Here is a 25215-nt window from a genome sequence, read left to right as displayed (position 1 = left end):
TCCTTCCTATGCCGTGAGCGGCGCCGCTTCAGCGCCCCTGCGGCTCTTACTGCCTCGATCTTTCCAGAAGGGCGAAACGGCTTTCTTCGCCCAAAGGGCAGAGAGGCGCGCGATCTGCTTGGACGCCATCCAGGCGCCGGCTCCCGCGAGGAGCGCCACACCGATGGAAGCGAATCCCATTCCCATCGAGGTTAAAACGTACGGAACATGCCCGATAATGATGCCGTCCACGGCGAACAGGAGCACCAACACCACGCCCGCGCCCCCGAATGCCGCGGCCACGATCCACACGCAGAGCGCAAGAACCCAAATGCAGATGTAGACTGCAGCGGCAACGGCGACGAACGCGAGCAGCAGCGGAATCCATACCGGAGAGCCCACGATGGCGAGCGCCCATAGAAGCGCCGTGCTCTTGCGCTTGGTCCTCGCAATTGCGCGCGGCACGGCGGGCAGTTCGTCGAGCGTTGCCTCGGCGACCTCACCGGGCGTGCCCATGGCGGCCACGGCCTCGGCCTCCGTCATGCCGTCCTCCATACGGTCGGCGATGGCCTCCGCGTAGAACTCCTGCGTTTCCTTTACCTGATCTGCCGGCAGGCAGGCCAGAAGCTCGCCCAGCCGGTTCAAGAACTCATCGCGCGTCATGGTGCGCTCCCTTCACGTAACGGTAGATCTCCTGCACGGATGGCCATTCGGCGAGGAACTCGGCGATACGCTCATGCCCGGCGTCCGTGATGCGGTAGTACTTTCGCAGCCGCCCGTTGTGCTCGGCGGAGCGCGCCGTGATACACCCCGCCTTCTCCAGGCGCTTGAGCAACGGATAGAGCGTGGACTCCGTGAGCCCCATGCTCACGGGCACGTCCTTCACGATCTGATAGCCGTAGGATTCCTTGCCGGAGACGGCCGCGAGCACGCAGGCCTCTAGGAAGCCGCGCTTCATCTGTGCCTCCATCCGCACACCTCCTTTCGTAGTATACTGTGTTACACCTACTATATGACACATAGTATATGATGTCAACAGTTGTCGTATAGGGAGTCCGGTCTGTCTGGTCGCGCGGTACTCAGCCCTTCCATCGCCTAGGGAGTAGAGCTTCACATATATGCATCGTGTATTTCTAATATCAATATGATTGAGAACGGGTACATAGACTTCGAGTGGGATGAGTGCAAGGCTGCCATCAACGCCGAGAAGCACGGTGTGAGCTTCGAGGCGGCAGCCGACGCGTTCTCCGACCCATATGCCCGCGTCGTGCCGAACGGCAAGCACTCGGACTACGAGGAGAGGTTCTTCCTGATAGGGATGGACTTGGAATCGCGGGTGCTGACGGTCTGCCACTGCGAGAGGCGTGGCGGCTCGACCATCAGGATAATCTCAGCGAGAAAATCGACGAGGACAGAGGAACGGGAGTATTGGAGGTATCGAAATGAATAGCAAGGACGAGATTGTGGAGATGCCCGCCGAGGTCGACTTCTCCGATAGTATCCCGAACCCCTACATCGGGAAGGTGCGCCGCCGCGTCACCATGAACATCGACGGCGAGAACATCGACTATTTCAAGGCGGAGGCTGCCCGCACGGGCGTCCCCTATCAGGTCATCATCAACATGTACCTGACGGAGTGCCGCGTGCAGAAGAAGCACCTTGCGTTTGTGACAAAGGGACAGTCCCTTTGTCACGTGCCCGTTCCGGGCGCGCCCCAATCGTAGCTCGAGACGGGTCCGGGCTGACAATTTCGACTGCGATGGACGTATGTAAACGACCATCCCAAAGTGAGAGTGGATAATCTGCCGTTTTTGGCCTGTTTGCGGGCTCAAAGTGGGAGATTATCCACTCTCGTCTTTTGTCGGTACTTGGGGCGTTCCTTATGTGCCGACACTTGGGGAGACTCCTTGTCAAGGTTTTGCTCCATCGTGCGGGTTGCTATGTAACGTGCGACAATGCCGTGTGGAAATGGAAGTGCTTTCCGGGAGGCTAAATATGCTGTATGAGTTTTGTGCCGAGAACTTTGAGCGGGTGCCGGCGGCCATCAAGGCCGGGGCGGGTCGCATTGAGCTGTGCGACAACCTTGCCGTTGGCGGTACCACGCCTTCCGCCGGCGTTATCAGCGCTACGGTCAATTACGCTCACGAGCGCGATGCGCGCGTGATGTGCATGATTCGTCCGCGCGGCGGCGACTTTTGCTACAACCAAGACGAGCTGCGCATGATGGAGATGGACCTGGGACTTGCGGTGAGTGCCGGCGTCGATGGTCTGGTCTTTGGCTGCTGCAAGCCTTGTGCTGGCGGATGGGCACTCGACGAGCTCACACTCGGCGCTCTTGTAATGGCTGCGGGATGTGCAGTCGAGGAGTGCAAGCGCGAGCCTGTCGACATTACCTTCCATATGGCATTTGACCAGCTTGCGACCGAGGCTCAGCTCGATGCCATCGACACGCTTGTCGAGTGCGGCGTTGCGCGCATCCTGACGCACGGTGGTGCGGCCGGCACGCCGATTGAGGACAACCTGGAGCACCTGTCGCGTCTTGTCGAGTATGCGACCGGCCGTGTGACCATCCTTCCCGGCGGCGGCATTACCACGGCCAACCGAGACGCCGTAGCGGCAGCGCTTGGCGTCTTCGAGCTGCATGGCACCAAGATCGTGCCGTTAGAGGCGTAGTCCACATAGCTCGCGCGTTCATCCTAAGATGCTGGGGTGACAAGGCGGTGCGCGAACAACGCGGTCAAGCTAGCGTGTCATGGCGTCGCGACCGGCCTCGACCCGCTTGCGCTGGGCGGCGCGCTCCTCGCCGGTCAGACGCTCAAAAAGATGCCCGATAAGCGAGGCCAGCATCTGCTGAAACAATGTTCCGCACATGACGGGGAACACGACTTCGCCCGGAAAGTACTGCGTGGCGATGACGGCGCCCGAAGAGATATTGCGCATGCCGCAGGTAAAGCACATGGTGGTCGTCTCGCTATACGGCAGATGCAGCGCACGGGCGATCAAGACGCCGACGATAAAGCCGCTGATGGCGAACACCAGGATAAAGAGAGCGACTTCCAAGCGCTCAACATTCATGTGCAGCACGTACTCGCTCATGGCGGTGGAGTTGGAGGCGATAACGCCCATCATCATGAACTTGCAGGCGGGCGAGAGCGCGGGGGAGAGTTTCTCGTGGCCCCAGCCGCGCGTGAGTTCGTTCATGACGATACCGAGCACGGCGGGTATGGCGATCATAAAGGCCATATTCTGCATCATGCTCGGCACGTCGATCGAGACGGTGGCGCCCAGCAGGAGCTTGAGCGTGAGAGGAATCGTCACAGGTGAGATGACCGAGGACGTCAGGATGATGGTGAGCGCGAGCGGGCCGTTGCCGCCGAACATGCTGATCCACATAAAGGCAGTGACTGCCACGGGTACGCTGTACTCGAGCACGATGCCGCAGACCAGGTTGGGATTGGAGCCAAAGAATAACGACCCCATGGCATAGGCTGCGATAGGGATAAGCACCGCCGAGACGAGCAACGCCAAGACCAGGTGCAGCGGACGATGGAACACCTCAGCCACCTGGTGAAAGGTGTTGCTCAGCGCGCCTTGAAATGTCATAAAGGCAAACAAGGCGGGAACGATGGGCTTGAGAACGCCGATCTGCTGGGGAAAGAGCACGCCGAGCGCCACGCAGATTGGGACGATGATCTGCATGTGCCCCGCGAGAAACTTGCCCAGTCCAATCCATTGCTTCATATGCGCTTGCGACTCCCTTTGCTCGTGAATCCGTTTTGAATGGATATGCTAGACGCTCGCATGCGTCCGTGCGTCAGAAACGCTCGAATATTTCGAGGCTATTACCGGCATCGTTTACCGAAACCGCGGCGTGCTGCGGCGATTTGCGTCCGCGCCGCACGGTATAATAAATTCGTTCAACAGATCTGCCTGCCGAAGCGGGCATACACAGAGGACTCATCGCTATGAACCGTGAGAGGTATCGCGGCGACCTGCCCCTATCGGGGGTGGGCGCCTATGTCATCGCTTAAGACGACGCATCGCTGGGCGGTTGCTCAGCAAAACCCCGAGCTCGAAAAGGAGCTTTCGACTGGCCTGGGCATACCCGGGCTGGTGGCGCGCATTATGGTTGCGCACGGCATTACATCCATCGAGGAAGGCCAGCTGTTTTTGACGCCTTCGCTCGATCGCGACTGGGCCGATCCGCTCGTTATTCCGGGCATGGCGGTCGTTGCCGACCGCGTCGAGCGTGCTATTCGCAACCACGAGCGCATCGCCGTCTTTGGCGATTTTGACGTTGACGGTATTACGTCGACCTGCCTGTTGACCGAGGCGCTGCGCACGTTTGGCGCCGATGTCACACCGTTTATTCCTCATCGCTTTGACGAGGGCTACGGTCTGTCGCGTGCGGCGCTCGACCGCGTGAACGAGCTCGCTCAACCCAACCTGATCGTGACCGTCGATAACGGTATTGCCGCCAAGGAAGAGGTCTCCTATCTGGAGAGCCTGGGGATTGATTTGGTGGTCACGGACCATCACGAGCCCTCCGATCAGGTGCCGCAGGGCGTGCCTCTGACCGACCCAAAGCTCGAGGACGAGGGTCCCTCGCGCGAGCTTGCCGGTGCCGGCGTGGCGCTCAAGTTGGTGCAGGTCCTGGGTGAGCATCTGGGCAAGCCGTCGTATTGGCGTTCGCTAATCGAGGTCGCGGCGCTGGGCACCGTGTCCGACATGATGCCGCTCACGCCCGAGAACCGCGCGCTGGTCGCCGAGGGCATCCAGCAGATGCGCGTGACGGCTCGTCCCGGCTACATCGCACTTGCCGCACTCGCCAAGGCCGACCTTTCTACCATTACGGCCGATGGCCTGTCATTTTCGCTCATTCCCCGCTTGAACGCCGCTGGCCGCATGGCTGATCCCAAGCTGGCACTTGACCTGCTGCTTGCCCGCGATCCTATCGAGGCAAGCGCACTGGCGGCTGAGCTCGAGGAAATCAACCGCCAGCGTCGCGAGATCGAGGCGGAGCTCACGCGCGATGCCATGGCAAAGGTCGAGGAGACCTATGATGGCGGACGCGCGATCGTCGTGGGCGGCGAAGGCTGGCACGAGGGCGTCAAGGGCATCGTGGCAAGCCGTCTGACCAACCGCTATCACGTGCCGGCGCTGCTGTTCTCGATCGAGGGCGGTATCGCGCGCGGTTCGGGTCGCTCGGTGGGCAAGGTCAACCTGTTCGAAGCCGTAGAACGCTGTTCCGACCTGTTGATTCGTCGCGGCGGGCATGCGGGTGCGGTGGGCGTGACCATCGAGGCGTCTAAGCTCGACGAGTTCCGTCGTCGCCTTTCCGCCGTGCTGTCCGAGCTTCCCGCCGAGGACTTTGAGGACACCGACGAGGTTGCCGCCACCGTCGACCTCTCCGAGCTGAATATTGAGACCATCGAGCAGATCTCCCGTCTTGAGCCGTTTGGCCAGGGCAACAAGGTGCCGCTGTTGGCGGCCGAGGGCGTGACAATGTGCGATCGCGCCGTGGTGGGCAAAACCGGCGAGCACATGCGCTTCGTGGCGACCGATGGCGCCGCGAGTGTGCCGGCCATTATGTTCCGCGTGCCGCAGATCGATAAGCTCATCAATTGCGATAGCGCCGTCGACTTGGTGTTCGAGGCCGTGGCTGAGCATTGGCAAGGTCGCGTAAAGCCCAAGCTCATGATCAAGGATGTCTTGCTCCGCGATACCACGGCGCCCAGCGTTGACGACCCGGCATGTGAGCTTCGCCGCGGCGTGGAGCCTGCGGACGCCGGTCTTTGTCTGGAGTCCCGCAAGCGCCAAACGCTCGCCCAGCTTTCCTATACCGAGCTCACACGCTCTCTCATTCACAGTTTTATCGGAGCGAACCAGCCGCACCGTGCGCAGGTCGAGGCGCTCGATGCCCTGGCCGATCACCAAAGCGTTCTGGCCGTTATGGGAACGGGGCGCGGCAAGTCTCTTATCTTCCATGTGCATGCCGCGCGCGAGGCAGTCCTTCGTGGGCGTGCGAGCATCTTTGTCTATCCGCTGCGTGCGCTCGTTGCCGACCAGGCCTATCACCTCTCGTCGACGATGGCCGCGCTCGGCATTGGCGTAGGCGTGCTGACCGGCGAGACCGTGGAGGCGGCGCGCGATGACGTGTTTGCCGGCTTGGCTTCGGGTCGCACCGGCATCGTGCTCACGACGCCCGAGTTCTTGTCCATTCACCGCGACCGCTTTGCGCGTTCGGGGCGCATCGGTTTTGTCGTTATCGATGAGGCGCATCATGCCGGTCTTGCCAAGGGCGGCGACCGCAGCGCCTATCTCGACATGCCCGATATCCTCAAGGCCCTGGGCGACCCGGTCGTTATGGCGGCGACGGCCACCGCGACGGCTCCGGTTGTGGCCGAGCTCGCCCGCGTGCTACCGATTACCCGTACGGTGGTCGACGAGACGGTGCGCGAGAACTTGCAGCTCGAGGACGACCGAGACCTTGCGAGCCGCGAGAACCGCCTGGTGTCCATCGTGGCGACGGGGGAGAAGACCGTCATCTACGTTAACTCGCGCGACCAGTCCGTGGCGCTTGCCAAGACGCTGCGCAAGCGGGTACCCGATTGCGCGGCCCGCATCGCGTTCTACAACGCGGGTCTTGCGCGCTTCGATCGTCGCCGTGTCGAGGAAGCGTTTCGAGACGGAAGCCTCAGTTGCATCGTTTCGACCTCTGCCTTTGGTGAGGGCGTGAACCTGCCCGATATCCGCCATGTCGTGCTCTACCACATGCCGTTTGGCGCCATCGAGTTCAACCAGATGAGCGGACGCGCCGGTCGCGACGGCCTACCTGCCGTGATTCACCTGCTCTATTCGTCGCGTGACGCCCGCATTAACGAGCGCCTGCTCGACTGCTATGCGCCCGAGCGCGACGAGCTCGTCACGCTCTATCGCGCGCTGCAGACCATGTGGCGCTCCAACCGCGGCAAGACCGGAGACGACTCGTTTAGCGCGAGCGATATCGACATCGCTCAGATGTGCCTTGCCATCGATGCCCGCACGCCGGTCGACGAGCGCTCGGTGGAAAGCGGCCTGGGCATCTTCGAAGAGCTTGGTTTCTGCCGCGTTTCGGGGTTTGACGACACCCGTCGCATCGCGATGGCCGAAAACCCCGGCCGCGTGCAATTGAGCAGGTCGATTCGCTATTTGGAGGGCTTGCGCTCGCGCATGGAGTTCTCGGCTTTCCGGAGCTGGGCGCTCGATTCGTGCGCTTCTGATATGCTAGCCAAAGTTAACCGCCCGATCGTACCACGGGCCTAGGGGAAGGGGACCTCGATGGATGCCGCAGCCCGTACCGCCCATGATTCCACCCTCCAGCCGTTTTCGGAGATGGAGCACTATAAGCATGCCGATGAGCTGCCGCCCGAGATTATGGCGGACAGCTACGACAAGCTGGAGCGCCTGTGCCTCAAATATATGAATGAGGACGACTTCTCCAAGGTGGAGCAGGCCTATTGCTTTGCTGCCGAGAAGCACTGCAACCAAAAGCGGCGCTCGGGTGAGATGTACATCAACCATCCCGTCGAGGTGGCTATCATTTTGGCCGATCTCAAGATGGACTGTGACGTGGTGTGCGCCGCGCTGCTTCACGATACCGTTGAGGATACCGAGACCTCGCTTGCCGATGTTTCCGGCCTGTTTGGCGATACGGTGGCCGAGCTCGTCGATGGCGTGACCAAGCTCACCAACATCGAAGTCGATAGCATGGACGAGAAGCAGGCGCTTACACTGCGCAAGATGTTTCTCGCCATGTCCAAGGACATCCGCGTTATCATCGTCAAGCTTGCCGACCGCCTGCATAACATGCGTACGCTGGCGGCCCTTCGCGAGGACCGTCGCCTGTTTAAGGCCCGCGAGACCATGGACGTGTATGCGCCCCTGGCCGACCGTCTGGGCATGAGCTCCATTAAGTGGGAGCTCGAGGACCTGTCCTTCTTCTACCTGGAGCCCGATGCCTACCAGCGCATCGCGCGCATGGTAGCCGAGTCGCGCGAGGTTCGCGAGCGCTATCTGGCCGAGACCATCAAGACGCTCACCGACGAGCTCAACCGCATCGGCTTGGAAGGCTTCCAGATCAACGGCCGTTCCAAGCACTATTGGTCCATCTATCAAAAGATGAAGCGCAAGGGCAAGGAATTCTCCGAGATCTACGACCTGGTGGCACTGCGCGTCATCACGCATTCGGTGCGCGATTGCTACTCCACGCTCGGCGCGGTGCACACACTATGGCACCCCATGCCCGGTCGCTTTAAAGACTATATCGCCATGCCCAAGGTCAATAACTACCAGTCGCTCCACACGACGGTTATCGGCCCCACGGCTCGTCCGCTCGAGATTCAGATTCGAACCTACGAGATGCATGAGCAGGCCGAGTACGGCATTGCCGCCCACTGGCTCTATAAGAAGTCGGGCGGATCGTCTGCCTCCAAGACCAACGATGCGCAGCGTCTGGACGATCAGATTAACTGGCTCAAACATTCGCTCGATTGGGCTGCGTCTGATGAGATCACCGATGCCAAGGAATACCTGCACTCGCTGAAGGTCGACCTCTTCGATCAAGAGATCTTTGTCTTTACGCCCAAGGGCGAGGTCATGGCACTTCGTGCCGGCTCCACGCCGCTCGACTTTGCCTACGCCGTTCACACCGAGGTGGGCAACCACTGCGTCGGCGCTAAGATCAACGGTGCGGTGGCCCCGCTCACGCACGAGATCAAGACGGGCGACCGTGTCGAGATCCTGACCAACAAGAGTTCCAAGCCGTCGCGTGATTGGCTTAAGATCGTTAAGACACCTTCCGCCAAGTCAAAGATCCGCCGCTATTTTGCCGCCGCGACCAAAGACGATGACGCTGCTGCCGGCCGCGATATACTGGCCAAGGACCTGCGCAAGCGCGGATATGGCATCTCTACGCCGCGATCCACGCGTGCGCTCAACGCCGTGGCGGAGCAGTTTAACTACAAGCAGCTCGAGGACCTGTTTGCCGCCGTCGGCGCCGGCAAGGTTGCCCCGCGCGCTGTGGGTAACAAGGTCGAGCAAATCTTGGACCCCAAGCCTGAGGAGCAGCTCACCAAGACCGAAGCCATTGCCGAGGTCGTCAAGCAGCCTGCTCGCGGCTCCAACCGCAAGCCGCAAAAGCGCGACAAGAGTGCCAGCAACGGCATTATCGTCAAGGGCGAGAGCAGCAGCGGTCTGCTGGTCCGTCTGGCTCATTGCTGCAATCCGGTGACGGGCGACGATATCGTCGGCTTCATCACGCGCGGTCGTGGCGTTTCGGTGCATCGCGCCAACTGCCCCAACGTCAAGGGTCTTATGGAGCATCCCGAGCGCATGATCGAAGTGGAGTGGGACGGCGCTGCCGACACCCTCTTCCAGGTCGAGATCGTGGTCGAGTGCCTGGACCGCATGGGCCTGCTCAAGGATGTCACCATCGCCATTGGCGATGCGGGCGGCAATATCCTTTCGGCCGCCACGTCGACCAATCGCGAGGGTATTGCAACCCTGCGCTTCATGGTCGAGATCTCGGACGCGAGCGGTCTGGATCCGCTGCTGGCCTCTATCAGCAGCGTCGACTCGGTCTACGACGCGCGCCGCCTGATGCCCGGCGAGGGTGGAGCCCAGCTTAAGCGCCGCGTTTAGTCGCGACGAATGAGCCACATTATCGATATTCGCTACACTCGAGGCATCGTTTGATGCCTCGAGTTCTATAGAGAGGAGAAGGACATGAGAACGGTGTCCTTGGATTTAACTCCCAAGGGATCGGTCGAGATCGAGACGCTCGTAAACGGTCCCATTCAGACCAATAGCTATGCTGTTATTTCGAACAATGAGTGCGTGATTATCGACCCCGCATGGGAAGGCGAGCGCTTGGTGGAGCATATTCGAGACGAGCATCCCGGCGTACGCGTGCTTGGCGCCGTATGCACTCATGGGCATGCCGATCATGTTGGCGGTGTTGCCGGCGTGCGAACCACCGTTGGCGAGGGCTGCTGGTATGAGCTGTGCGCTAAGGATGTGGCGGTGCCGCATGCGAACATCGAGGAACAGCGAGCTATGTGGGGCATTGAGACGCCCGACCCCGGGGAGCCGACACGCCTGCTCGCCGAGGGCGATACGATTGAGGTGGGCGATATCTGCCTGCAGGTGATCGAGACACCAGGGCATACGCCGGGCGGCATCGTTCTATTCGCCGCCACCGAGCAGGGAAATATCGCTTTCGTGGGCGACACACTGTTCCCTGGCAGTCACGGCCGCACCGATCTTTCTGGAGGAGACGAGGCAGCGATCATGCGCTCACTCTCCAAGCTCGCCCGGCTTCTCCCCGCCGACACGACTTGCCTCGTTGGCCACGGGCCCTCAACCACCATGCAAACAGAGCTTGAGCACAACCCGTTTATGCGCTAATCGGTTTTTCCGTTTCCACCCAAGAGACTTCCGACTTCTGGGGAAATCGAGATTGTGGAACGCCTTTCATAAACCTTGTATCTTTCTAATTGTCGGATAGATGCGGGGAGGTGGAACGTTGGTGTTAGATTCGCAGGTTCAAAAAGTACTTGACTATATCGAGGGCAATCCCGATGTTTCGCCCGATCGTCTTTGCGAAGAGTTTGGCGTGAGCGATCGCACGATTCGCACTTACGTTAAGAAGCTCAATGCTGCTCTCGAGCCTGAAGCTCATATCCATAAACGTCGCGGTGGAGGTTATTCCCTTAAGATCGTCGATTACGACGCATACCGCTCAATCAGGGATGATGCATCCAATGGAGGCCTCAAGCCAATTCCCTCTACGAGCGAGGGGCGTGTTGACTACTTGTTGAACGACCTGTTGAGTCGCGTTGACTGGATCACTTTGGACGATCTTTCGGAGATCCTCTATGTATCCCGCAACGCTATTTCAGGCGATCTTAAGCGCGTCGAGGCGCAGCTTGCTAAGTTCGATCTTAAACTTGAGCGGCGTCCTCATTACGGGATTCGCGTGAGCGGCTCGGAGATGTCGCGCCGTCTCTGTCTGGCAAACATTACGCTCGACAAGCTTGCAGAGCATCGTGAGAGCGATTCTCAGAACCAGGTGACCCTCGACACGATTGCCGCCTGTGTTAATGAAGTCATTGCCGAGGAAGGCTTCCAAATCAACTCAGCGGCCTATCAAAACCTGCTGGTTCATATCGCGGTCGCCATTTGGCGAATCCGCGAGCAGTGCTACGTCCCTCTCGAAGCCGACCATATTGAGAAGTTACGTACAGCGCGCGAGTTTGCGGTGGCCGGGTGTGTGGCTTTGGGTATCGAGAAGGCTTTCGACATTCGACTCCCAGAGGAGGAAGTTGCCTATATCGCCATTCACCTTGCGGGAAAGCAGTCTCTGTATGCTGGTCCTGATGGTGCCGATGAAGGTCTCGTAATTTCCGACGAAGTTTGGGATGTGGTCACCGAGATGCTCGAGTGCATCTGGGATTCCTATCACTTTGATTTTCGCGGCGATCTTGAGCTTCGCATGAACCTCGCGCGTCATATCGTTCCGCTTGCCGTGCGCCTCAAATATCGCATGCATATCGATAACCCGCTGCTTGCCGATATCAAGGAGCGATTCGCGCTCGCGTATTCGATGGCACTCGATTCGTCGGTCATCCTTGCCGAGCACTACGGTAGCTGTCTTTCGGACGACGAGATCGGCTATATCGCACTTGCCTTTGCCCTGGCGCTTGAGCGCCAGAAGAGCGAGGCCCCGCGTAAAAATATCCTCGTGGTATGCGCAAGCGGACAGGGAAGCGCCAAGCTTCTCGAGTACCGATACCGCCAGGAGTTTGGTGCCCTCGTGGACAAGATCCTGACTTGCGATGCCTCGCATATCGACAGTATCGATATGACGGGTATTGATTACGTATTTACCACGGTGCCCCTGCATAGAGCGCTTCCGGTGCCCGTGCGCGAGGTGAGTTTCTTTCTCGATGCCGACGACATGCACGATGTTCGGGAGATTCTTGCCGGTGCAAATGTCACCGGTGATCTTGCACCTTATTTTTCGGCTGACCTATTTGTCTCCGATATAGTCGCTGCAGACAAGAACGAGGTCATCTCAATTCTATGCGAGCAGGTTGCTGCCATGTGTAACGTGCCTGACGAGTTTAAGCAGCTGGTCATGCGTCGCGAGGAACTCGCGCAGACGAGTTTTGGCAATCAGGTCGCCATGCCCCATTCGGTCAAGGCCGTGACGGACGAGACGTTTGTTTGCGTTGGACTACTGCGCGAGCCGGTCGAATGGAACGGGCAGGCGGTACGGGCGGTCTTTCTCGTATCGGTTTCAAAGGCTAAGAACAAGAAGCTTGACCGTTTCTACCGCAGTATGGCCAAGATGCTTACCAGCAAAGAGGCTATCCAGGAGCTTGTCGACAACCAGCGATGGGATACCGTCGTCAAGCTTTTGAATATGTATGGAAAAACAGACGACAACGAGTAGAAGGAGACACCGATGGACGAGAGCAAATATGAAAATGCCCTTCAGATCATTTTGCATGCGGGCAACGCCAAGTCCGCCGCGCTCATGGCGATCGACGCTGCCCATGATGGCGATTTCGAAGAGGCCGAGAAGCAGCTCGCCGAGGCGCAGTCCGAGATGAGCGCAGCCCACAAGATGCAGTTCGAGCTCACTCAGGCCGAGGCAAACGGCAACGAGGTCGATATCAACATCATCTTGATCCATGCCGAGGACCATCTGACGATGGCCATCATGGCGAGTGATTTTGCCGAGCGCTTCATCGAGCTTTATCGCGACAAGTACAAGGGCAAGTAGCCCCAAAATACCGAGTTTGGTCAATCAAGCGCCCAAGATGAGCGCTTTTGAAAGGAGTCCGTTATGAACATCATGTTGGCTTGCTGCGCTGGTATGAGCACCTCGCTCGTTGTGAGCAAGATGGAGGAGGCCGCTAAGGCCCAGGGCAAGGATGATTACAAGATTTGGGCCGTCGAGCAAGGCCAGGTTGCCGAGGAACTCGGAAACTTTGACGTTTTGCTGCTTGGCCCGCAGGTCCGCCATCTTCAGCGCAAGCTCACCAAAGTCGTTGACGGCAAAGCTCCCGTTGCCGTAATCGATCCGGTTGCCTACGGCAGCTGCGATGGCGCCAAGGTCCTCAAGCAGGCGGAGGACCTGGTCGCCAAGGCATAAGGGCTCAATAGCCCAAAATCGCCGCTGTGCGATTAGCACTCGACAGCGGTCTACATCCGAAAGCACGTCATTAACTTTCGAAAGCAGGTACATCATATGGCTTTCTCCGAGAAATTCGAAGATGTGATGATGGTTGTCGCAGAAAAAGTAGGCGACAACGTATATCTCTCCGCAATTAAGGATGCCTTTACCGCGTTTATGCCCTTCGTTATCGTGGGCTCTATGGGCACGCTGCTCAAGACATTGGTCTCTTCCACCACGACGGGGCTTGCACAATGGGTGCCCGCGCTCGCGGGGCTTGAGCCGGCATTTTCCGCCATCAACTACTGCACCATGTCCTTCATGACGGTGCCCATCACCTTCCTGATTGGCCTTTACCTGGCCCGTGCCAAGAAGGCTCCGGAGTATCCGACGGCGCTCGTTTCCGTGGCGGCCTACATCTCCATGATTTGCGCCTCCATCAAGGTCGACGGTGCCGGCACGGCTCTCGAGGCTCCGGTGTCTGGTCTGCTTACCACCCAGATGGGCGCCCAGGGTCTTTTCGTCGGCATGATTACGGCCGTTGTGTTCGGCTCGCTTTTCTGCTGGCTTTCTACGATCGACCAGATCAAGATCAAGATGCCTCCTTCGGTTCCTTCTGGTATCTCCCAGTCTTTTAACGTTATGATTCCGGTCTTTATCGTCCTCGTCGTGAGTGCCGTCTTCGGCCTTGGCTTCCAGGCCCTTACCGGCTCCTACATCAACGACTGGATCTACGGGCTTATGCAGGCTCCGCTCGAGGCGGCCTTCAAGACTCCCGCTGGCGTTATCATCATCGTTGTCGTGTCTCAGCTCTTCTGGGTTCTCGGTATCCATGGTGGTCTCATCGTTTCCCCGGTGCGCAACCCCATGTTCAATGCGGCAATCGCTGCCAACACCGCTGCCCTTGCCGCTGGCACCATGCCCGATTCCCCGTTCACCATGGGCTTCTGGAACTGCTTCGTCGCCCCCGGTGGCGCTGGTATGACCCTCTGCCTCATCATTGCTATTTTCCTGTGCTCCAAGCGCGATGAGGAAAAGGCTATCGCTAAGCTCGGCTTCCTGCCTGGCATCTGCGGCATCTCCGAGCCCGTCGTCTTCGGTATCCCGCTGGTTCTTAACCCGATTTACGCGATTCCGTTTGCCTTTGGTTCCGGTATCTGCGTCGCCATCGCCATGTTCGCCACCTCTATCGGCTTCCTTCCCTGCAACACCGTTGACGTTCCCTTTGGTGTGCCCATCCTGCTCAATGCCTTTGTTGGCCATGGTTGGCAGGGTGTTGTAGTCCAGGTCGTCGAGCTTGTCGTCGGCGTGCTCATCTGGATTCCCTTCGTTATCGCCAACAGCAAGCTGGCCAAGAAGAAGCTGGAAGAGGCTGCCGAGGCCTAATGGCTCTGCGTATTGATTATTCGATAAACTGCCTGTAACTTCGAGGGGCGCGGTGCACGGGAGCGCTGCGGCCCTCTATTTCTACCTAAGGAGATAACCATGAGCTACGTGTTCCCCGAAGGCTTTTTGTGGGGCGGCGCCACCGCTGCCAACCAGTGCGAGGGAGCTTGGGATGTGGATGGCAAAGGCCTTTCGGTCGCAGATTGCACCACTTATAAGCCCAAGGTCGACAAAAAGGACTACGCGGCGTTGCACGGGATCACCGATGGGCAGATCAAGGAGGCCGAGGCTTCGACCGATACCCATATGTATCCCAAGCGTCACGGCATCGACTTCTTCCATCGCTACAAGGAGGACATTGCGCTTTTCCAGGAGATGGGCTTCAAGACGCTGCGCGTATCCATCCAATGGACTCGCCTGTTCCCCACGGGTACAGAGGAAGAGCCGCTCCAGGCCGGCATCGACTACTATCGCGATCTGTTCCGTACCATGAAAGATGCGGGCATTGAGCCACTTGTGACGCTTCATCACTACGAGATGCCGCTCTATTTGGCAAACTACTACGACGGTTGGGGCAAGCGCGAGGTCATCGACTTCTTCTTGCGCTTCTGCGAAGTTTGCTTCCGTGAGTTCGGCAAGTACGTGACCTATTGGCTCACGTTCAACGAGATCGACTCTGTGTTCCGTCACCCCTGGACCACGATTGGCGTTTGCACTGAGCGCTATCCCGAGGATAAGCGCGAGGAGCTTATCTACCAGTGTGTGCACAATCAGTTTGTAGCGAGCGCCCTTGCCACCAAGATGCTGCACGAGATGGTTCCCAGTGCTCAGATGGGCTGCATGGTCACGCGCACCCTCACCTATCCAGAGAACTGTAATCCCAAAAACATGCTGCTCGCGCAGAAGGACAACCGCGATAACTACTTCTATAGCGATGTCCAGGTACTCGGCGAGTATCCGCAGCATGTGCTCAACTATTGGAAGCGCAAGGGCATCCACGTCGAGTTCGGCATGGGTGACGAGGCTATTCTCAAGCAGTATCCGGTCGATTTCGTCTCCTTCTCTTATTACATGTCGATGGTTGACTCTATCGATGCGGACAAGCGCGAGAAGGTTGGCGGAAACCTTGCTACCGGCGTCAAGAACCCCTTCCTGCCCATTTCTGACTGGGGCTGGCAGGTCGACCCCGATGGTCTCACCTACGCGTTGATCGATATGCAGGACCGCTACCATAAGCCGCTTTTTATCGTCGAGAACGGCCTTGGCGCCTACGACAAAGTCAACGAAGACGGCACGATTGACGATGACTATCGCATTGATTACTTCCGTGAGCATATCAAGGCCATCGGCGTCGCTATCGAGGAGGGCGTCGACGTGATGGGCTATACCCCGTGGGGATGCATCGATTTGGTTTCGATGTCGACGTGCGAAATGGACAAACGGTACGGCTTTATCTATGTCGACCTCGACAATGAGGGCAACGGTACCTATGCACGCTCTAAGAAGAAGAGCTTCGATTGGTATCAGAAGGTTATTGCCACCAACGGTGCTGACCTCGACTAGCTTTCGTTCAACAAGTGTGAGGGCCGTCGCGATGGCGGCCCGTTTCTTATAGAAAAGAGGACGACCATGGGTGTTTTTCCTAAAGACTTTCTTTGGGGCGGCGCGACTGCCGCCAATCAGTTCGAGGGAGCCTGGGACGTAGACGGCAAGGGTCCGAGTTGCATGGATATGGCCACTAACGGCAACCATCACCACCCGCGCGAGATCACGCCCGAGCTCGACCCCAACAAGCTCTATCCCTGTCACGATGGTGTCGATTTCTACCATCACTACAAAGAGGACATCGCCTTGCTCACCGAGATGGGATTCAAGGTCTTTCGTTTCTCGATGAACTGGCCTCGCATCTTCCCAACGGGATTCGAAGATGAGCCCAACGAGGCCGGTCTTGCGTTTTACGATCGCGTGATGGACGAGTGCCATAAGTACGGCATCGAACCGCTCGTAACGCTGAGTCATTATGAGATGCCTTTTGCCATGTGCCAGAAAGTCGATGGCTGGGCTTCGCGCGAGGCTATTGACTGCTACGTGAAGTATGCCAAGACCGTCATGGAGCATTTCAAGGGCAAGTGCCGCTACTGGCTCACGTTCAACGAGATCAATTGCGGCATGATGTCCCTTGGCAACTATATGAGTCTCGGCATTCTGAATCCGGGCTCCTTTGACCTGCGCCATCAGAAAGACAACCCGCAGAAGCGTTTGCAGGCGCTGCACCATCAGTTTGTGGCAAGCGCTCTTGCGGTCAAGGCGGGGCATGAGATCGACCCCGACAACAAGATGGGTTGTATGATCGCCTACATGCTGGCCTATCCGCTCACGCCCAACCCTGCCGACGTCGAGCTCGCCCGCGAGCGCAACCAATATCGCAACTATTACTGTTCCGATGTCCAAGTGCGCGGCGAGTACCCCTACTTTGCCCAGCGTATCTGGGATGAGGAAGGCGTGACGCTCGATATCACCGACGAGGACCGTAAGGTTCTCAAAGAAGGTACAGTCGATTTCTATACGCACAGTTACTACCAGAGCCAGTGCGCAAGCACTGACCCTGCTGAGGAGACGAGCGGTAACCTTTTCGGGGGCGCCAAGAATCCTTACCTCAAGGAGACTGCATGGGAGTGGCCAATCGACCCTATGGGTCTGCGTATCATGCTCAACCAGGTGTACGAGCGCTATCAAATCCCCATTATGGTGGTTGAGAACGGCCTCGGCTGCTGCGATGAGGTCAACCCGGATGGATCCATCGACGACGATTACCGTATCGAGTACCTGCGCGATCACATCAAGGCCATGGCCGAGGCCATCAAGGATGGTGTTGAGGTCTGGGGCTACACACCTTGGGGCTGCATCGACCTGGTGAGCAATGCCGATGGAGAGATGGCCAAGCGCTACGGGTTTGTTTACGTCGATAAGCACGATGACGGCACCGGCACTATGGGGCGCTCGCGTAAAAAGAGCTTCTACTGGTACAAGAAGGTTATCGAGACCAACGGCGAGGAGCTGTAATGGGAGGAGCGGTTGCCGCGCTTATCAACCAGATCGTCATCATGTTTATCCTGATGGCGATCGGCTATGCTCTCTTCCGCATGAAGATTATCGACCGTAAGGGCACGAGCCAGATGGCCAATGTGGTCATCTATGTGGCGTATCCCTGCATTACGCTGAGAACTCTTATGGTCGACTTCGACCCCAACATGATCCGCGACGCGGGATTTTGCTTCGTGCTTACCGTTGTGGTCACGCTCATTTCGATTCCACTCACGCGTCTGTTCTTTAAAAAGGAGGATGGCGTCGCCCGTTACGGCGCCATCTTCTCCAACAGCGGCTTTATCGGGGTTCCCATTGTTATGGGCGTGTTCGGGTCCGAATACGTCTTCTACCTCTCCATCGGAGTCTCATGCCTCACGTTTTTCATTTGGACGTATGGTGTATGGTTGGTTTCGGGCGATAAGAGCCAGATGTCGTTTAAGAACTGCATTACTAACCCCAATCTCATCATGATCTTGATTGGTCTTGTTTGCTTATTCTTTTCAATCCATCCGCCTGCGTTGATGGCGACGATTCTCGATGACCTGGGTGCGCTCAATACGGGCCTTGTGATGCTTGTGCTTGGAGCCTATTTGGCACAGAGCGATATGCGTGCTGTCCTTACGAGCAAAAAGGCCTATCTCGTCAGCTTGGTGCGACTCGTCATCATCCCGGCGATCGTTGTCGGCATATTGGCGCTCTTCCCGTGGATTGATGCCAAGATCCGCCTCACGATGCTCATCGCTCTCGGTGCGCCTGTCGCATCGTTCGCGGCCATCTTGTCCGAGAAATACGGTGGCAACTATAAGTTTGGAATCGGCTTGGTGACGCTATCGACGATTCTGTCGCTCATCACCATGCCCATCATGCTTGAACTCGCGTCTTTGGTGATCGTATAGCCAGTTGGTAGTTAGGGGTTGACAATTACGTCAACCCCTAAACTCGTTAACGGCCGTTCTGGGGCGGCAAACGGTATAAAAACTCGCTAAAGTACCCATATTCATGAACAAACGAACGTATATGCTTGGGTGTGCCGTGGTAAAATCACAGGCGTTATCGGAACAACCTTACAGGAGGTTCTTTTATGCTCGTCAACGCAGCAGACATGCTCAAGAAGGCCGAGGCCGGCAAGTACGGTCTTGGTGCCTTCAACACCAACAACCTCGAGTGGACCCTGGCTATTCTCCAGGCCGCCGAGGAGGCCAAGTCTCCGCTGATCCTTCAGTGCACCGCTGGTGCCGCTAAGTGGATGGGCGGTTTCAAGGTCTGCGCCGACATGGTCAAGGCTGCCGTCGAGGCCACGGGCGTTACCGTTCCCGTCGCCCTTCACCTCGATCACGGTTCTTACGAGGACTGCTTCAAGTGCATCGAGGCCGGCTTCACGTCCATCATGTATGACGGCTCTCACGAGGAGACCTTCCAGCTTAACCTCGACCGCACCAAGGAGCTCGTTGAGCTTGCCCACTCCAAGGGCATGTCCATCGAGGCCGAGGTCGGCGGCATCGGCGGCACCGAGGACGGCGTGACCTCCAGCGGCGAGCTCGCTGATCCTGCTGAGTGCAAGCAGATCGCTGACCTGGGCGTCGACTTCCTCGCCTGCGGTATCGGCAACATCCACGGCGTGTACCCTGCCGACTGGGCTGGCCTTTCCTTCGAGCGTCTGGGCGAGATTAAGGCCCAGACCGGCGACCTGCCCCTCGTCCTGCACGGTGGCACTGGCATCCCCGAGGATCAGATCAAGAAGGCCATCTCCCTGGGTATCTCCAAGATCAACGTCAACACCGACCTTCAGCTCGTCTTCGCCAAGGGCGTTCGCGAGTACATCGAGGCTGGCAAGGATCAGCAGGGCAAGGGCTTTGACCCCCGCAAGCTCCTCAAGCCTGGTCGCGACAACATCGTTGCCCGCACCAAGGAGCTCATGGAGGAGTTTGGCTCCGTCAACAAGGCGTAAGCGTCGCTAAACTTCCCGCCGGAAGCCCCGTCCCCCTACACTGTTTCCTTTGCGCTCACCTGGCTTTGCCAGAAGTCGCGCCAAGAAAACAGCTCCGGGGGACGGGGCTTCCTTCGTTTAACGCCGCAGGGTTACGAGTCTGAATTAAGATGGCTACTGGCTTTGCCAGAAGTCGCGCGACGGAAACAGCTCCGGGGAAACGGGGCCTCCTTTGTTAACTTGCTACAGGGTTACTGGTCTGATTTTAGTTATATGGTTACCGTTCAGCGGTGTTGATGGCTCCCTTGTTGGGGCTTTCTTTTTATCTCGCTACAATGGGCTTCAAGCGTTCTAGTGACTTGGAGTTTTGGTATGGCTGTTATTAATGTGCTGCCTTCGGATGGGAAGGTTATTGACGAAGGTCCTGTTGGTTGCTCTGTTGATGTCTGCTGTGATGATTTTCGCCATCTCGATATTGGGCTACCGCCCGAGATTCTTCGTCTTAAGGATGCGGGGTATTTGACGCAGGCTGTTGCTGCCTGCGATCGCCTTTTGGAGCAGAACCCCGAGCCTTCGCTGGCTGCTTGTGTTCGTGCCGAGCGGTATCGCATGCTCGAGACGCCGCTTCATTTTTCGGTGTCGCGCGATCAGGCTATTGCGATGATTCGCGAGGAGTGGCCAGAGTTTACCGAAGAGCAGTTTGATGACCTGATTAATCGTAAGCGTATTGACTGGCGCTTTATCGATGGCGAACTGTTCGTTCTCGACAACTTCCTCGATTCGCTTCGCGTATATCCCAAAGAGGTTCCCGGCATGCGGCCCGATTCTACGGACGGAGTAGCACTGCGCAACGAGATGCTCAAGGAGATGGAGTCGCAAAACGGATTGGCTCGCGTCATTACGCTTAAAGCGTCCGTGTCTGTCCCCGGCGCTCTGGAAGGGGAGACCGTTTGCGCTTGGCTTCCCGTCGCGGCTGCCTGCCGTCAGCAGTCTCGGGTCGAGATTCTCGACATGACGCCGGAGGGCGCTGTTGCTCCCGCGAATGCTTCGGCGCGTAACGCCTCGTGGTCTTCCTCGAGCGAGCACTTATTTTCGGTGACCTATCGTTATCACATCGATGCTGCTTATTGTGATGTCTACGGTGGCACACTTCCGGTTCACCCGCGTATGGACGCGCCTCTGCCCGAGGATATTTCCGAGGACCGTCCGCACATTGCATTTACGCCGTATCTGCAGCAGCTGACGGCCAGTGTTGTTGACGGACTCGAGGATCCGCTCGATCGCGCCCGTGCTATCTATGATTACCTGACGCAGCATATCGACTATCGCTATCAGCCGCCGTACTTGCTTTTGGGATCTATTGCCGATGACTGCGCGCATTCGCTCCGCGGCGATTGCGGCGTTATGGCGCTCACGTTTATCACCATGTGCCGTATCGCGGGCGTGCCTGCCCGTTGGCAGAGCGGCCTGTATGTTGCGCCCGATTCGGTGGGGTCGCACGACTGGGCAGAGTTCTATACGCCGCAGACCGGTTGGCTCAACGCCGACGTGTCATTTGGATCTTCTGCTCGCAGGATGGGGGAGGAGTGGCGCCGCCGTCACTACTTTGGCAATCTCGACCCGTGGCGTATGGTGGCCAACAATCGATTCCAGGCAGAGTTTGAGCCCTCTTTCGACGGCATGCGCGAGGACCCTTACGATAACCAGATGGGTGAGGCTTCGGTCGACGGTCGCGGATGCCGTTGGCGCGAGATGCTCCGCACGGTCGAACTCATCGAAATGCTCGAAGTTCCATTTTCGGACTAATCGGTAGAAAGCTGTGATAAACTAACTCACGCATTGCGTGCCCGAGTGGCGGAATTGGCAGACGCAGTGGACTCAAAATCCACCGTTGGCAACAACGTGCGAGTTCGAGTCTCGCCTCGGGCACCATTCATGCAAGCGAGCGTTCAAGGGGGTTGCGGCCCCCTTTTTCGTGCCGAACTCGCGTGAGCGCGCGAAGCGTTAAGCAAACAGGCCTGTGGCCTGTTTGTAGCGGAGCGTGGCGAGGGCGCCACGCGCCCGAAGCCCGGGGCTTCGCGAAGCGAAGGCCCTTCGAGTCTCGTCTCGAGCACCATACATGCAAGCGAGTGTTCAAGGGGGTCAAGGTCCCTTTTTCGTGTACGTAATGTGATAACGCGCTGTACGTGTTATTATTCGCAAGGCGTTGTTCCCGCAATGCCCTAAAGAGGAACCTGAGGGTTCCCACCTTTTGGCGCCAATGAGCAGCTGACTGGTCATACAACTTAGATTCCCTTCCTCAAATCGAGGAAGTCTATGTGTACGACCTGGTTGCTGAGAAGCGCCGGGTTATTTTTTTATGAATGGAGGTAGGGAAAATAGCTAAGTCTGATGACACCCGCATCAACGACGAGATCACTGCATCTTCGTGTCGTTTGATTGGCGTCGATGGCTCTCAGCTCGGCCTGTTCGCCATCCGCGATGCCCAGCGCGTCGCCGACGATCAGGGTCTCGACCTGGTCGAGATCGCTCCCAACGCGGAGCCGCCGGTCTGCAAGGTCATGGACTACGGTAAGTTCAAGTACCAGCAGGCCATGAAGGCCAAGGCTGCTCGTAAGAACCAGTCCAAGGTCGAGGTCAAGGAAATGAAGTTCCGACCCAAGATCGACGTTGGCGACTACGAGACCAAGAAGGGCCACGTTCTGCGTTTCCTCAAGAAGGGCGCACGCGTTAAGATCACCATCATGTTCCGCGGCCGTGAGATGGCTCACCCGGAGCAGGGCCTTAACGTTCTCGAGCGTCTCGCCGAGGATCTCAAGCCTTACGCTACGGTCGAGTCCAAGCCTAAGATGGAAGGCCGTAACATGCTTATGCTGCTCGCCCCGATTAAGGGCGCCTTCGATGAGGATAAAGCGGCAAGCGATAGCAAGTAACTAGTGTTCTGTAACCGATTAAGGAGTATTTCATGCCTAAGATGAAGTCCCACAGCGGCACCAAGAAGCGTTTCCGCAAGACTGGTACCGGCAAGCTTATGCGCGCCAAGGCTTTCAAGAGCCACATCCTGAGCAAGAAGTCCACCAAGCGTAAGCGTGGCTTCCGTCAGGAGACCGAGATCGCCGCTGCCGACCGCAAGGTCATCAAGTCGCGTCTCGCCTAAGTTCGCGTTCCCGTTTTTCGTTTTACCGTCTAGGAGTTGATAGAACATGGCACGTATTAAGCGCGCTGTTGCCGCCAAGAAGAAGCGCCGTACCGTTATGCACCGTGCGAAGGGTTACTACGGTGCCGCTTCGCGTACTTACAAGCATGCTAAAGAGCAGGTCCAGCACTCCCTGCAGTATCAGTATCGTGATCGCCGCAACAAGAAGCGCGAGATCCGTTCTCTCTGGATCACCCGTATCAACGCTGCTGCTCGCCTGAACGACATCTCTTACTCTCAGTTCATGCACGGCCTGAAGGTTGCCGGCATCGAGCTCGACCGCAAGGTCCTGGCTCAGATGGCTTACGAGGACATCGAGTCCTTCAACGAGCTGGCTGCCATTGCCAAGAAGGCTCTCGAGGCCTAATAGATTCTGTTGAATCGCTAGGGGAGTGTCGCGTTGTGCGCGGCGCTCCCTCTTTTTATCTGAAGTGCGGTTTACATTGCTAAAAGCGCGGGTAGATAAACACTTACAGGTGACCGATCTCTATATATTCCTGAACCAAAGGGTCATCATCTGATATGTGCGGAAGATCCGCGCCAGTCTTTCTATTACCTATAGAAAGCGATATGTTGTGTAGGACTTGTGAAGAGCGGAATTGACGTCCCACAAGGCTTCGCGGTCTGGCAATATATCTCCTTGCCGCGCGGCCCGGTCGGACCGGATCAGCCGCACAGCGTGCACCTTGAGAACCGGATACTGCGAGGATGGACACATTCAGTGTCGCATCCGGGCAGACATCGAACCATTTGAAATGGTCTAACTTGGATTTGTTTTTCGCAAGGCCGCCGAGAGGCGGCCCCGAGAAATTCCTTTTCCTATACTAAAACCATATGAATCGAACGGAACCGATCAGCTAATAGTTGTGAGGACCGGACGGGCTCGAAGCCCAGAATATTTTGGACGGAGAGTTCGATCCTGGCTCAGGATGAACGCTGGCGGCGCGCCTAACACATGCAAGTCGAACGGCACCTATCTTCGGATAGAAGCGAGTGGCGAACGGCTGAGTAACACGTGGAGAACCTGCCCCCTCCCCCGGGATAGCCGCCCGAAAGGACGGGTAATACCGGATACCCCGGGGTGCCGCATGGCACCCCGGCTAAAGCCCCGACGGGAGGGGATGGCTCCGCGGCCCATCAGGTAGACGGCGGGGTGACGGCCCACCGTGCCGACAACGGGTAGCCGGGTTGAGAGACCGACCGGCCAGATTGGGACTGAGACACGGCCCAGACTCCTACGGGAGGCAGCAGTGGGGAATCTTGCGCAATGGGGGGAACCCTGACGCAGCGACGCCGCGTGCGGGACGGAGGCCTTCGGGTCGTAAACCGCTTTCAGCAGGGAAGAGTCAAGACTGTACCTGCAGAAGAAGCCCCGGCTAACTACGTGCCAGCAGCCGCGGTAATACGTAGGGGGCGAGCGTTATCCGGATTCATTGGGCGTAAAGCGCGCGTAGGCGGCCCGGCAGGCCGGGGGTCGAAGCGGGGGGCTCAACCCCCCGAAGCCCCCGGAACCTCCGCGGCTTGGGTCCGGTAGGGGAGGGTGGAACACCCGGTGTAGCGGTGGAATGCGCAGATATCGGGTGGAACACCGGTGGCGAAGGCGGCCCTCTGGGCCGAGACCGACGCTGAGGCGCGAAAGCTGGGGGAGCGAACAGGATTAGATACCCTGGTAGTCCCAGCCGTAAACGATGGACGCTAGGTGTGGGGGGACGATCCCCCCGTGCCGCAGCCAACGCATTAAGCGTCCCGCCTGGGGAGTACGGCCGCAAGGCTAAAACTCAAAGGAATTGACGGGGGCCCGCACAAGCAGCGGAGCATGTGGCTTAATTCGAAGCAACGCGAAGAACCTTACCAGGGCTTGACATATGGGTGAAGCGGGGGAGACCCCGTGGCCGAGAGGAGCCCATACAGGTGGTGCATGGCTGTCGTCAGCTCGTGTCGTGAGATGTTGGGTTAAGTCCCGCAACGAGCGCAACCCCCGCCGCGTGTTGCCATCGGGTGATGCCGGGAACCCACGCGGGACCGCCGCCGTCAAGGCGGAGGAGGGCGGGGACGACGTCAAGTCATCATGCCCCTTATGCCCTGGGCTGCACACGTGCTACAATGGCCGGTACAGAGGGATGCCACCCCGCGAGGGGGAGCGGATCCCGGAAAGCCGGCCCCAGTTCGGATTGGGGGCTGCAACCCGCCCCCATGAAGTCGGAGTTGCTAGTAATCGCGGATCAGCATGCCGCGGTGAATGCGTTCCCGGGCCTTGTACACACCGCCCGTCACACCACCCGAGTCGTCTGCACCCGAAGTCGCCGGCCCAACCGCGAGGGGGGAGGCGCCGAAGGTGTGGAGGGTGAGGGGGGTGAAGTCGTAACAAGGTAGCCGTACCGGAAGGTGCGGCTGGATCACCTCCTTTCTAGGGAGATA

The 25215-nt window shown here is 58.2% G+C and carries 21 protein-coding genes, 1 tRNA gene and 1 rRNA gene; 20 read left to right on the top strand and 3 right to left on the bottom strand.

The window, feature by feature from the left end:
• Positions 1–6: 6 nt before the first annotated feature.
• Both DW195_RS05745 and DW195_RS05740 read right to left on the bottom strand, forming a co-directional pair.
• Positions 7–642 (bottom strand): DUF1700 domain-containing protein, encoded by a 636-nt coding sequence (locus DW195_RS05745; protein WP_118206114.1) that lies wholly within the window; start codon positions 640–642, stop codon positions 7–9.
• Complete coding sequence (locus DW195_RS05740; RefSeq protein WP_199569939.1) at positions 629–949, bottom strand: PadR family transcriptional regulator; 321 nt, start codon at positions 947–949, stop codon at positions 629–631. The genes DW195_RS05745 and DW195_RS05740 overlap by 14 nt, the downstream gene beginning before the upstream one ends.
• Before the next feature lie 174 nt (positions 950–1123).
• On the opposite strand from DW195_RS05740, the gene DW195_RS05735 reads away from it, so the two are divergent.
• The 3 genes from DW195_RS05735 to DW195_RS05725 all read left to right on the top strand — a co-directional run bounded on the left by DW195_RS05735 (position 1124) and on the right by DW195_RS05725 (position 2652).
• Complete coding sequence (locus tag DW195_RS05735; RefSeq protein WP_118206113.1) at positions 1124–1429, top strand: BrnT family toxin; 306 nt, start codon at positions 1124–1126, stop codon at positions 1427–1429.
• Entirely contained in the window at positions 1422–1703 is a 282-nt protein-coding gene (locus tag DW195_RS05730) for a hypothetical protein (RefSeq protein WP_199576317.1), read from the top strand. The genes DW195_RS05735 and DW195_RS05730 overlap by 8 nt, the downstream gene beginning before the upstream one ends.
• 271 nt (positions 1704–1974) lie before the next feature.
• Complete coding sequence (locus DW195_RS05725) at positions 1975–2652, top strand: copper homeostasis protein CutC (protein ID WP_118206112.1); 678 nt, start codon at positions 1975–1977, stop codon at positions 2650–2652.
• A 69-nt stretch (positions 2653–2721) separates the two neighbouring features.
• Here DW195_RS05725 and DW195_RS05720 read toward each other — a convergent pair whose 3' ends face one another.
• Positions 2722–3720, bottom strand: a complete 999-nt coding sequence (locus DW195_RS05720) for a bile acid:sodium symporter family protein (protein WP_118206111.1) — start codon at positions 3718–3720, stop codon at positions 2722–2724.
• 276 nt (positions 3721–3996) lie between these two features.
• On the opposite strand from DW195_RS05720, the gene recJ reads away from it, so the two are divergent.
• The 17 genes from recJ (at position 3997) to DW195_RS05635 (ending at position 25204) form a co-directional block, all read left to right on the top strand.
• Positions 3997–7284: a single-stranded-DNA-specific exonuclease RecJ gene (recJ, locus tag DW195_RS05715; protein ID WP_118206110.1), complete on the top strand. Its 3288-nt coding sequence runs from the start codon at positions 3997–3999 to the stop codon at positions 7282–7284.
• Positions 7285–7299: 15 nt separating this feature from the next.
• Positions 7300–9660 carry a bifunctional (p)ppGpp synthetase/guanosine-3',5'-bis(diphosphate) 3'-pyrophosphohydrolase gene (locus DW195_RS05710; protein ID WP_118206109.1) on the top strand — a complete coding sequence of 787 codons (2361 nt, stop codon included), beginning with the start codon at positions 7300–7302 and terminating at the stop codon, positions 9658–9660.
• An 84-nt stretch (positions 9661–9744) separates the two neighbouring features.
• Positions 9745–10425, top strand: a complete 681-nt coding sequence (locus tag DW195_RS05705; RefSeq protein WP_118206108.1) for an MBL fold metallo-hydrolase — start codon at positions 9745–9747, stop codon at positions 10423–10425.
• Between the two features lie 121 nt (positions 10426–10546).
• Positions 10547–12475, top strand: a complete 1929-nt coding sequence (locus tag DW195_RS05700; protein WP_158567904.1) for a BglG family transcription antiterminator — start codon at positions 10547–10549, stop codon at positions 12473–12475.
• 12 nt (positions 12476–12487) lie between these two features.
• Positions 12488–12808 carry a PTS lactose/cellobiose transporter subunit IIA gene (locus tag DW195_RS05695; protein ID WP_118206106.1) on the top strand — a complete coding sequence of 107 codons (321 nt, stop codon included), beginning with the start codon at positions 12488–12490 and terminating at the stop codon, positions 12806–12808.
• A gap of 63 nt (positions 12809–12871) precedes the next feature.
• A complete protein-coding gene (locus tag DW195_RS05690; RefSeq protein WP_117655170.1) occupies positions 12872–13180 on the top strand; it encodes a PTS sugar transporter subunit IIB in 309 nt (102 codons plus the stop codon).
• Between the two features lie 96 nt (positions 13181–13276).
• Complete coding sequence (locus DW195_RS05685; protein ID WP_118206105.1) at positions 13277–14587, top strand: PTS sugar transporter subunit IIC; 1311 nt, start codon at positions 13277–13279, stop codon at positions 14585–14587.
• A 99-nt stretch (positions 14588–14686) separates the two neighbouring features.
• Complete coding sequence (locus DW195_RS05680; protein WP_118206104.1) at positions 14687–16150, top strand: glycoside hydrolase family 1 protein; 1464 nt, start codon at positions 14687–14689, stop codon at positions 16148–16150.
• A 66-nt stretch (positions 16151–16216) separates the two neighbouring features.
• Positions 16217–17650, top strand: coding sequence for a glycoside hydrolase family 1 protein (locus tag DW195_RS05675; RefSeq protein ID WP_118206103.1), 1434 nt, complete (start codon positions 16217–16219; stop codon positions 17648–17650).
• A complete protein-coding gene (locus tag DW195_RS05670; RefSeq protein ID WP_118206102.1) occupies positions 17650–18570 on the top strand; it encodes an AEC family transporter in 921 nt (306 codons plus the stop codon). Before DW195_RS05675 ends, DW195_RS05670 begins: the two co-directional genes overlap by 1 nt.
• A gap of 185 nt (positions 18571–18755) precedes the next feature.
• The gene (fba, locus tag DW195_RS05665) at positions 18756–19622 is read left to right on the top strand and encodes a class II fructose-1,6-bisphosphate aldolase (protein WP_035137086.1); all 867 of its coding nucleotides are present in this window, start codon (positions 18756–18758) and stop codon (positions 19620–19622) included.
• Positions 19623–19973: 351 nt separating this feature from the next.
• Positions 19974–21407: a transglutaminase-like domain-containing protein gene (locus DW195_RS05660; RefSeq protein WP_118206101.1), complete on the top strand. Its 1434-nt coding sequence runs from the start codon at positions 19974–19976 to the stop codon at positions 21405–21407.
• A 39-nt stretch (positions 21408–21446) separates the two neighbouring features.
• A tRNA-Leu gene (locus tag DW195_RS05655) sits at positions 21447–21533 on the top strand.
• Positions 21534–21964: 431 nt separating this feature from the next.
• Entirely contained in the window at positions 21965–22534 is a 570-nt protein-coding gene (gene infC, locus DW195_RS05650; protein ID WP_089573296.1) for a translation initiation factor IF-3, read from the top strand.
• A 32-nt stretch (positions 22535–22566) separates the two neighbouring features.
• On the top strand, positions 22567–22758 hold the full coding sequence (rpmI, locus tag DW195_RS05645; RefSeq protein WP_006234422.1) for a 50S ribosomal protein L35: 192 nt from the start codon (positions 22567–22569) through the stop codon (positions 22756–22758).
• A 46-nt stretch (positions 22759–22804) separates the two neighbouring features.
• On the top strand, positions 22805–23164 hold the full coding sequence (gene rplT / locus DW195_RS05640; protein ID WP_022094123.1) for a 50S ribosomal protein L20: 360 nt from the start codon (positions 22805–22807) through the stop codon (positions 23162–23164).
• Positions 23165–23698: 534 nt separating this feature from the next.
• Positions 23699–25204, top strand: a 16S ribosomal RNA gene (locus DW195_RS05635).
• Positions 25205–25215 lie beyond the last annotated feature (11 nt).

The organism is Collinsella sp. AM17-1, assembly GCF_003470665.1.
Classification (GTDB): Bacteria; Actinomycetota; Coriobacteriia; order Coriobacteriales; family Coriobacteriaceae; genus Collinsella.
The sequence above is the reverse complement of the archived record's forward strand: the minus strand, read 5'-3'. Positions and strand labels throughout refer to the sequence as shown.

Excerpts from the sequence above, each read along its gene's own strand:
- DW195_RS05735 (WP_118206113.1), top strand. The coding sequence starts at position 1,124 with ATGATTGAGAACGGGTACATAGACTTCGAGTGGGATGAGTGCAAGGCT.
- rplT (WP_022094123.1), top strand. The coding sequence starts at position 22,805 with ATGGCACGTATTAAGCGCGCTGTTGCCGCCAAGAAGAAGCGCCGTACC.
- DW195_RS05740 (WP_199569939.1), bottom strand. The coding sequence starts at position 949 with ATGGAGGCACAGATGAAGCGCGGCTTCCTAGAGGCCTGCGTGCTCGCG.
- DW195_RS05725 (WP_118206112.1), top strand. The coding sequence starts at position 1,975 with ATGCTGTATGAGTTTTGTGCCGAGAACTTTGAGCGGGTGCCGGCGGCC.
- DW195_RS05685 (WP_118206105.1), top strand. The coding sequence starts at position 13,277 with ATGGCTTTCTCCGAGAAATTCGAAGATGTGATGATGGTTGTCGCAGAA.
- infC (WP_089573296.1), top strand. The coding sequence starts at position 21,965 with ATGGAGGTAGGGAAAATAGCTAAGTCTGATGACACCCGCATCAACGAC.
- recJ (WP_118206110.1), top strand. The coding sequence starts at position 3,997 with ATGTCATCGCTTAAGACGACGCATCGCTGGGCGGTTGCTCAGCAAAAC.
- DW195_RS05680 (WP_118206104.1), top strand. The coding sequence starts at position 14,687 with ATGAGCTACGTGTTCCCCGAAGGCTTTTTGTGGGGCGGCGCCACCGCT.
- DW195_RS05730 (WP_199576317.1), top strand. The coding sequence starts at position 1,422 with ATGAATAGCAAGGACGAGATTGTGGAGATGCCCGCCGAGGTCGACTTC.
- DW195_RS05695 (WP_118206106.1), top strand. The coding sequence starts at position 12,488 with ATGGACGAGAGCAAATATGAAAATGCCCTTCAGATCATTTTGCATGCG.
- DW195_RS05670 (WP_118206102.1), top strand. The coding sequence starts at position 17,650 with ATGGGAGGAGCGGTTGCCGCGCTTATCAACCAGATCGTCATCATGTTT.
- DW195_RS05720 (WP_118206111.1), bottom strand. The coding sequence starts at position 3,720 with ATGAAGCAATGGATTGGACTGGGCAAGTTTCTCGCGGGGCACATGCAG.
- fba (WP_035137086.1), top strand. The coding sequence starts at position 18,756 with ATGCTCGTCAACGCAGCAGACATGCTCAAGAAGGCCGAGGCCGGCAAG.
- DW195_RS05660 (WP_118206101.1), top strand. The coding sequence starts at position 19,974 with ATGGCTGTTATTAATGTGCTGCCTTCGGATGGGAAGGTTATTGACGAA.
- rpmI (WP_006234422.1), top strand. The coding sequence starts at position 22,567 with ATGCCTAAGATGAAGTCCCACAGCGGCACCAAGAAGCGTTTCCGCAAG.
- DW195_RS05705 (WP_118206108.1), top strand. The coding sequence starts at position 9,745 with ATGAGAACGGTGTCCTTGGATTTAACTCCCAAGGGATCGGTCGAGATC.
- DW195_RS05745 (WP_118206114.1), bottom strand. The coding sequence starts at position 642 with ATGACGCGCGATGAGTTCTTGAACCGGCTGGGCGAGCTTCTGGCCTGC.
- DW195_RS05710 (WP_118206109.1), top strand. The coding sequence starts at position 7,300 with ATGGATGCCGCAGCCCGTACCGCCCATGATTCCACCCTCCAGCCGTTT.
- DW195_RS05675 (WP_118206103.1), top strand. The coding sequence starts at position 16,217 with ATGGGTGTTTTTCCTAAAGACTTTCTTTGGGGCGGCGCGACTGCCGCC.
- DW195_RS05690 (WP_117655170.1), top strand. The coding sequence starts at position 12,872 with ATGAACATCATGTTGGCTTGCTGCGCTGGTATGAGCACCTCGCTCGTT.